This is a genomic window from Acidiphilium sp. (assembly GCF_049977125.1).
Lineage (GTDB): Bacteria > Pseudomonadota > Alphaproteobacteria > Acetobacterales > Acetobacteraceae > Acidiphilium.
This window is the reverse complement of the sequence record NZ_JBMFGY010000312.1, coordinates 1-2,257: the sequence shown is the minus strand read 5'-3', so window position 1 is coordinate 2,257 and position 2,257 is coordinate 1. Positions and strand designations below refer to the sequence as shown.

General features: G+C 58.0%; 3 protein-coding genes, 1 pseudogene and 1 other annotated feature. Of the genes and pseudogenes, 3 read left to right on the top strand and 1 reads right to left on the bottom strand.

All coding sequences use genetic code 11. The features are described 5' to 3' along the window. Positions 1-411 precede the first annotated feature (411 nt). Positions 412-530: a sequence feature (AL1L pseudoknot), on the top strand. Together ACP5E6_RS18500 and ACP5E6_RS18495 are read left to right on the top strand one after the other, a co-directional pair. Then, positions 457-597: a hypothetical protein gene (locus tag ACP5E6_RS18500; RefSeq protein WP_427956839.1), complete on the top strand. Its 141-nt coding sequence runs from the start codon at positions 457-459 to the stop codon at positions 595-597. (Overlaps the previous feature by 74 nt.) Before the next feature lie 95 nt (positions 598-692). Continuing rightward, a complete protein-coding gene (locus tag ACP5E6_RS18495) occupies positions 693-1,055 on the top strand; it encodes a hypothetical protein (protein WP_427956837.1) in 363 nt (120 codons plus the stop codon). 96 nt (positions 1,056-1,151) lie between these two features. Here the strand turns inward: ACP5E6_RS18495 and ACP5E6_RS18490 are convergent. After that, positions 1,152-1,420 (bottom strand): annotated as a pseudogene (locus tag ACP5E6_RS18490) (transposase); the annotation flags it as partial. Between the two features lie 101 nt (positions 1,421-1,521). Here ACP5E6_RS18490 and ACP5E6_RS18485 point away from each other — a divergent pair. Next, positions 1,522-1,686 carry a hypothetical protein gene (locus ACP5E6_RS18485; protein WP_427956835.1) on the top strand — a complete coding sequence of 55 codons (165 nt, stop codon included), beginning with the start codon at positions 1,522-1,524 and terminating at the stop codon, positions 1,684-1,686. The last annotated feature ends 571 nt before the right edge of the window (positions 1,687-2,257 follow it).

Here is a 2,257-nt window from a genome sequence, read left to right as displayed (position 1 = left end):
TTGAAGAATGTTCATGTGTTGCAGCTATGCCACACGGTTCTTTCTTTGGATCTTAGTACCTCGGCTGTTGGAAGGTGTTGGACCGCCCCGGAATTTCCGGAGGCTCCAACGCTGAGGTAAACTGGAGCCACGAGGAGCAAGACAAAGAACAAATTCAGCCCTGAGGTACGTGCCGTGCCGCGCGGATGGATTGGCTCACGAGATCGAGCACACTTCGCAGAGGGCGCAGACGACTTCGATTGCCGGCAAGATCGATTGTTGGAACCACAACGTAATAGGGTAGGTTAAAAAAGCCGATGTCGAAGCCAGCCGGGCACCCGACGTGCCGACAGAGGTCGCGGCAAAGCTGAAGACTGTTGAACGGGGGAACCAGGAGCTGCGCCAGGCGAACGAGATTCTGCGGAAGGCCTCGGCTTATTTTGCACAGGCTTATTCGGGGGGTGGGCGGTACAAGCCATGATCGCGTTCATCGACGCGCATCGCGAGGTTCACGCTGTCGAGCCGATCTGCAAGGTCCTGCCGATCGAGCTGTCATCCTACCATAAGCATGCAGCCCGCCGTTCCGATCCTGAGCGACTGCCACCACGCGCCAAGTGAGACGTCCGGCAGCGAACGGAGATTCGTCGGGTCTGGACCGAGAATTTCTAGGTCTATTGTGTGCGAGTGTATTCGGTTGATCGCGATCCATCGGAATGCCCAACGTGCGCAAGGTCTGGCAACAGCTCGGTCGGGAGGGGATCGGGATCGCGCACTATACGACAGCACAGCTGATGGAGGAGATGGGTCTTGCCGAGGTGCTCCGAGGCAAGTCGATGAAAACAATGATCAGTAACCCGGCCGCTTTCTATCCACGCGACCAGATAAGCCGCCAATTCCATGCCCCTTCTCCGAATGTTCTCTTGCTTTCTGACTTCACCTGCGTGGCGACCTGGCGGGGCTTCGTCTACGTCGCCTTCGTGACCGATGTCTTTGTCCGGTTGATCGTCTGGCTGGCTTGTGTCGCAATCGGCGCAAACCAGCTTTGTGCGCGATGCCTGAGAACACGTCCTTCATGATCATCACCCAACCCGAAGCAACGGCGTCGTGCATCATATCGGTCGCGAAATCCGCTGCGCTGATTGACGCGCTCCTTGCCGCCCTTGCCGAAGGGGGCGCCGGACGCTGTATGTCTCCCGCGCGCCGATCTTGAGCAGCTTCAGCGGGATCGTACCGAGGTTATCGGGGCGAGCTGGGTGTGGACAAGGCCGATCCGACGCAGCGCGCAGAGCAGGACATAGGCCATGGAAGTGAACCAGAGACGCAGTTGGTTGGCGCGCATGGTAGCGGCCGAGAAGCAGTCGGCGAACAGGTCGAGCGGGCACTCCCTGATCCGGTTCTCTATCTCGCCGCGGGCGCAGTAGATCGCTTCGTAGAGATATTGGCCAAAGCACAGGGTCATGGCGTAGTTGGTCATGATCCAATCAGGTCCTCGTAGCCGAGGGCAATGCCGACTACCCGCTGCTGCAGCAGGGCTCGCGGATCGTGCTCGATGTGATCGGCGCTTCAACGGTCGGTGAAGCAGGCGGCGAAGCGATCGGTCAGCCGGATTACCCGATCGGTTGCGCCCAGCGGCAGCGCGCCGGCATCCGAGGCGATCGCTCCGCCGTCAAAAACCCGCCACCACAATACGGCCCGCAGTCTCTCTAAATTCGAACGTCTCAGCATTACACTCTGTCGGCATCGGGGGCACTCCTCGGCTTCATGAAATTCCTTTGTTGCAGAAGAACTATCGGCGATTTAGAGCTCCAATGCACGACCCGTGTGAGAAATGCGGGCGAACACCTGACCAGAATCACATCCGGCAAGGCCATCCAACCCCTCACAGAAACCGTTCCGAATTCATTCTGCAATGGCCTCGTAGTGAAGCTTCAAATTCGATAAAGTGTTCGGCTTCTTCGTGCGACCCTCGACAGCGAGCACAGACAAGTTTTGCGAACGTCATCCAAACATGATCATGCCGTTACATGATCATGTCGTTGATGCCGATGGTAGGTACGGTTTTACTCGTTCGTCAGATCGACCGATAACTATCTCCTGCTCAGCCAACTTTGGCACCGGCACGAGGTTCAGGCGACCGGCGGATAACGCAGATATGCTTCACCCCATACCATCATCGCCGAGATGACCGGGGCGTTCCTACAGGCCACAGCAATCGAGGCGACCTCCCCACGGCCAGCGCTCCAGCAAGTTAACCACCTAGCCCGAATTATGCACGAAG

Coding starts and splice junctions, on each gene's coding strand:
- ACP5E6_RS18500 (WP_427956839.1), top strand. CDS start 457: ATGATCGCGTTCATCGACGCGCATCGCGAGGTTCACGCTGTCGAGCCG.
- ACP5E6_RS18495 (WP_427956837.1), top strand. CDS start 693: ATGCCCAACGTGCGCAAGGTCTGGCAACAGCTCGGTCGGGAGGGGATC.